The sequence below is a fragment of the Pseudomonas sp. 05N434 genome, from assembly GCF_056396965.1.
The window spans coordinates 1-5,306 of the sequence record NZ_JBFTMK010000516.1 but is presented as its reverse complement, the minus strand read 5'-3'; the positions used below and the strand labels follow the sequence as shown (position 1 = coordinate 5,306).

Annotated in this window: 2 protein-coding genes and 2 pseudogenes; 2 read left to right on the top strand and 2 right to left on the bottom strand. The window is 58.8% G+C overall.

Annotation, left to right across the window (positions count from 1 at the left end; translation table 11 throughout):
* Window positions 1-1,699 (top strand): annotated as a pseudogene (mrdA, locus tag AC1DLB_RS24790) (penicillin-binding protein 2); the annotation flags it as partial.
* On the opposite strand, the pseudogene AC1DLB_RS24785 reads toward mrdA, so the two are convergent.
* Window positions 1,698-2,459 (bottom strand): annotated as a pseudogene (locus AC1DLB_RS24785) (LysR family transcriptional regulator); the annotation flags it as partial. The pseudogenes mrdA and AC1DLB_RS24785 overlap by 2 nt on opposite strands.
* A 121-nt stretch (window positions 2,460-2,580) precedes the next feature.
* Here AC1DLB_RS24785 and AC1DLB_RS24780 point away from each other — a divergent pair.
* The gene (locus tag AC1DLB_RS24780) at window positions 2,581-3,336 is read left to right on the top strand and encodes a class II aldolase/adducin family protein (RefSeq protein WP_064616808.1); all 756 of its coding nucleotides are present in this window, start codon (window positions 2,581-2,583) and stop codon (window positions 3,334-3,336) included.
* Between the two features lie 229 nt (window positions 3,337-3,565).
* Here AC1DLB_RS24780 and AC1DLB_RS24775 read toward each other — a convergent pair.
* On the bottom strand, window positions 3,566-5,306 hold a 1,741-nt coding region (locus AC1DLB_RS24775), incomplete at its 5' end, for a DEAD/DEAH box helicase (protein WP_477785820.1).

The following is a 5,306-nucleotide window of genomic DNA, read 5'->3' as shown; positions in this document are numbered from 1 at the left end:
CATGTACGTCCTGCAGGTTGTCGAGTTCGACTATCACTCGACAATCTCCGAAAACAACCGCGTCCATGTCCTGCCGATCACTCCAACTCGTGGGCTGATCTACGACCGCAATGGTGTGGTCCTGGCAGACAACCGGCCCAGCTTCAACCTGACCATCACCCGCGAACGCGCTTCCGATGTCAAACGCGAGCTGGATGAAGTGGTCAACCTCCTGCACCTGCCGGCCGAGGACCGTACACTGTTCGACAAGGCGATGAAGCAGGCCAGGCACCCCTTCGTCCCGGTCACGCTGTTCTATGAGCTCAGCGAAGAACAGATCGCCGTACTCGCGGTCAACGAGTTCCGTCTGCCCGGAATCGATGTAGAGCCGCAGTTCGTTCGCCACTACCCCATGGGCGCGCACTTTGCGCATTCGATCGGCTACGTCGGTCGCATTAACGAAAAAGAATCCAAAGCCCTGGACACGGTGGAATACCGTGGCACCCAATCCATTGGCAAAACCGGTATCGAGAAATTCTACGAATCAGAATTGCACGGCCATGTGGGTTACGAAGAAGTCGAAACCAATGCCCAGGGCCGCGTGCTGCGAGTGCTCAAGCATACCGACCCGATCCCCGGCAAAAACATCGTCCTGAGCCTCGACGTCAAACTTCAGGAAGCCGCCGAGGAGGCATTGGGCGATCGGCGTGGCTCGGTGGTCGCTCTCGATCCGTCGACCGGCGAAGTATTGGCCATGGTCAGCAAGCCAAGCTTCGACCCGAACCTGTTTGTGACGGGCATCAGCTTTAAGGAATACGCGGCACTGCACGACTCCATCGACCGGCCGCTGTTCAATCGCGTGCTGCGCGGGCTCTACGCACCTGGCTCGACCATCAAGCCGGAAGTGGCGATCGCCGGCCTCGACGCCGGAGTCGTAACCCCGCAGACCCGAGTCTTCGATCCGGGCTATTACCAGTTACCGGATTTTGATCATAAATACCGTAACTGGAATCACAGTGGTGATGGCTGGGTGAACATGGACACGGCGATCATGCGCTCCAACGACACCTACTTCTACGATTTGGCCCATAAGCTGGGCATTGATCGTCTGCACGACTACATGGCGATGTTCGGCCTGGGCGAGAAGGTCTCGCTGGACATGTTCGAAGAGTCTCCCGGGTTGATGCCGTCTCAGGCCTGGAAGCGCGCCACGCGGCGACAGGCATGGTTCCCCGGCGAGACAGTGATCCTCGGCATTGGCCAGGGCTATATGCAGGTCACTCCTCTGCAGCTGGCACAGGCCACCGCGCTGATCGCCAACAAAGGTGTATGGAACCGGCCGCACCTGGCCAAGACCGTGGATGGCGTCGCGCCGGTGGACGAGCATCCGATGCCGAACATCCTGCTCAAGGATCCGCGTGACTGGGAGCAGGTCAACCACGGCATGCAGATGGTGATGCACGACGCGCGCGGGATTGCCCGAGCGGCGGCGGAGGGCGCGCAGTACCGCATCGCCGGCAAAAGTGGCACCGCGCAAGTGGTGGCGATCAAGCAGGGTGAACGCTACAACCGGGCGAAAACCCTGGAGCGCAACCGCGACAACGCCTTGTTCGTCGGATTTGCTCCGGCCGAACATCCGCAGATTGTCATCTCGGTGATGATCGAAAACGGCGAGGCCGGTGGTCGCGTCGCCGGCCCTGTGGTGCGGCAGATCATGGAAACCCTGCGCAGATCAAGCGGTAAATCTCTTCGAAACTGGTGGATGACGCAACGATCTTGCCGGTAAAGCCTTGCTGGTCGCGAAACAGGGTCAGGGGTGAAAGATTGCCGCCGAGCTGATCGCTGGTGAAACTGACGAAGTTCTCTGCAGCGAGCTGTTCAAGGGTCAGATTCTCTTGTCCGAAAAGTCGATGACGCTGCCCGCAAAAGTACGCATAACGCTCGCGAAACAATACCCTCTGTTCCAGTCGCGGCTGCGGTAAACGGCATAATCCGACGCCAATGGTCGCGGTCTTTTGCAGCAACGAACTGATGATGTTCGAACTGCCCATCACCTCAACTTCCAGCTCGACTTTCGGGTGGGTTTCATGGAAGTCGGCGAGGAACTCATCGTAGTGTCGTGCTTGCACGCCGCTGACGGTGAGGATGCGGATCTTGCCGACCACGTCGTCGTGCCGACTCTCCAGCACCGTTCCCAGGCGTGAAATATCGCCGTAAATGTCCGTTGCAATGCGCAGGACTTCTTCCCCGGTTTCCGTCAGATCGAACCGCCTTCCACTGCGGGCGATCAACACACATTCCAGTTGTTCTTCCAGACGCTTCAAAGCCTGGCTGACCGCCGACTGGGTGATGTGCAGCCGCGCGGCGGCCCGACTCATGCTGCCTTCCTGACCGATCACCAGATAAGTGCGCAGCAGGTTCCAGTCGAGACGGTCATTCAGAAAGCGGCGACCAACCCACGGGTTCGAAGTGGACGGCATAAAGATTCCATGTAGTAGCAGTGCTAATAGTAAAGATAAGAATATGAAAATTGACTAATCCTGGCATGGAAGCGATAAAGCTCACAAGCGCCAGAGAGTGCGCTGCTAAAGAGGTGTATTCGTGAGCAAACCTGAACACATCGGCACGGTTGAATGGCAAGCCCGTTGCGAACTGGCCGCGCTGTATCGCCTGGTCGCGCACTTTCGCATGACCGACCTGATCGACACCCACATTACCCTGCGTATTCCAGGGCCTGAGCATCACTTTCTGATCAACCGCTACGGGGTTATTTTCGACCGCATGCGCGCCTCGGATCTGGTGCGCATCGATCAGGAAGGGCGAGTGGTCGATCCGGCCTACAAAGGTCATCGGGTCAATGCCGCAGGCTTTGTGATCCACTCGGCAATCCACATGGCTCGCCCGGATCTAAACTGTGTGATTCACACTCACACCGCCGCCGGCATGGCCGTCGCCGCGCAGAAGCACGGCTTGTTGCCGATCAGTCAGCACGCGTTGAAGTTTTACGGCAAGTTGGCGTATCACACCTATGAAGGCATTGCCCTGTCGCTGGATGAGCGCGAGCGTCTGATTGCCGATCTGGGGCCGCATCGGGCGATGATCCTGCGTAATCACGGCCTGCTGGTCGGTGGCTCCGGCGTGGCCCAGGCATTTCAGGAAATTCACTTCCTGGAGCGTGCCTGTCAGGCACAGGTTCAAGCGCTGGCCGGTGGTTCGGCGCTGCATTACCCGTCTCCGGAAGTCTGTGCGCACACCGCCGAACAGTTTGACCGCGATGAACAGGACAACATCATCGACCTGGCCTGGGAGGCTGCTCTGACCCTGATCGAATCCCAGCGCGAGTCCTACTTATCGTAAACTCTGTCATCAACAGCATTGTTTTGCTGTCCCGCGAAGGCGTCAGCGCATTCAACATCGACGTTGACTGACACACCGCCTTCGCGGGCAAGTCGGGTCGCCGCATCGCTCGCTCCTACAGGAGGACATGTCCGATTTCAGAAGACCCCTTTCGCGAGCAGGTTCCCGCAGGATTGATGCTCACCCTGTGGGGGCAAGCCTGCTCGTAATCGCGATCTGACTATCCCTGCTACTTATCGATTTTTTCCGGCAACGGCGCAAACAACGCCTCGATATCATCGCTCTGCAACTTCCAGTCCCCGGTCTTGCGTCCATCCAGCACGCCTGCGGCCAGATCGGATTTTTCCTTCTGCAGATGCTGAATCTTCTCTTCCACCGTGCCCCTGGCAATCATCTTGTAGACGAACACCGGCTTCTCCTGACCAATGCGATACGCACGATCCGTCGCCTGATTTTCCGTCGCCGGGTTCCACCAAGGGTCGTAGTGAATCACCGTATCGGCTTCGGTCAGGTTCAGGCCCACACCGCCAGCCTTCAAACTGATCAGAAAGATCTGACGCTTGCCGCTCTGGAATTCCTTGACTGGCGTGCGTCGGTCACGGGTCTGGCCGGTCAGGATTGCATACGCCACGCCACGTTTGTTCAGTTCGTCCTCGATCAGCGACAGCATTGAAGTGAACTGCGAGAACAGCAGAATCCGCCGACCTTCCTCGAACAGCTCTTCAAGCATTTCCATCAGGCTATCGAGTTTGCCGGAGGTACTGCCGCGAGCGGGTAGGGCAGCATCGTTGACCAGGCGCAAATCACAGCACACCTGACGCAGCTTCAGCAGTGCCTCAAGAATGATGATCTGGCTGCGTGCCACGCCTTTGCGGGTGATCTCGTCGCGGACTTTTTTGTCCATGGCCAGGCGCATGGTTTCGTACACATCGCGCTGGGCTTCGTTGAGCTCGACCCAATGGACGATTTCGGTTTTCGGCGGCAGTTCGGTGGCCACTTGTTCCTTGGTCCGGCGCAGCAGGAACGGTTTGATCCGACCGTTCAGGTGTTGAAGTCGTACTTCACTGGCACGCTTTTCTATCGGTACGCGGTAATCGCGGTTGAAGCTTTTCACATCACCGAGCCAACCCGGCAGCAGGAAGTGGAACAGCGACCACAGCTCGCCCAAGTGGTTTTCTAGCGGCGTGCCACTCAGGCACAAACGCTGGCGAGCATTCAGCTCACGGGCCGCATGGGCGGCCTTGCTGTTGGGGTTCTTGATGTACTGCGCTTCATCCAGCACCAGTACGTGCAACGGCTGCGCGGCCAGACGTTCGACGTCCTTGGGCAGCAGTGCATAGGTGGTCAGGATCAAGTCGTAATCGGCCAGGTTATCGAAATGCTTTTTGCGACTGACGCCGTACAGCGCCAGCACTTTGAGTTGCGGCGTGAAATGCGCCGCTTCGTCGATCCAGTTCGGAATCAGGCTGGTGGGCATGACCACCATGCACGGCCGATCGAGGCGCCCGGCATTCTTCTCGCTGAGAATGTGTGCCAGGGTCTGTAGGGTTTTGCCCAGGCCCATGTCGTCCGCGAGAATCCCGCCGACTTCCAGTTGTCGCAACGACTGCATCCAGCTCAGGCCTTCCAGCTGATACGGGCGCAAGGTGGCATTCAAGCCTTCGGGCGCTGCGGCGGTGTGGTCCTTGATGTCGCGCAGGCGCTGGGCAAAGGTGCGGATCTGCTCGCCACCTTCCCAGAGCAGCGGCAGGCCTTCCAGCGGGTTCAGTCGCGTGGCGTCGGCCTTGCTCAGGCGCAGCGTGGTTTCGCCGGGCTCTTGCAGGTAAAACTCGCCAAGGGTGGCCAGCACTGGTTTCAGGCGGCCGAAGGGCAGGGCGACCTGCAACGGGCCCTGGTCGGTGCTGCGACGTTGTGGAATGTTCACCAGGATCAGTTCGTCGTCGCGACGTCGGGCGAGCCGTTCCGGATTG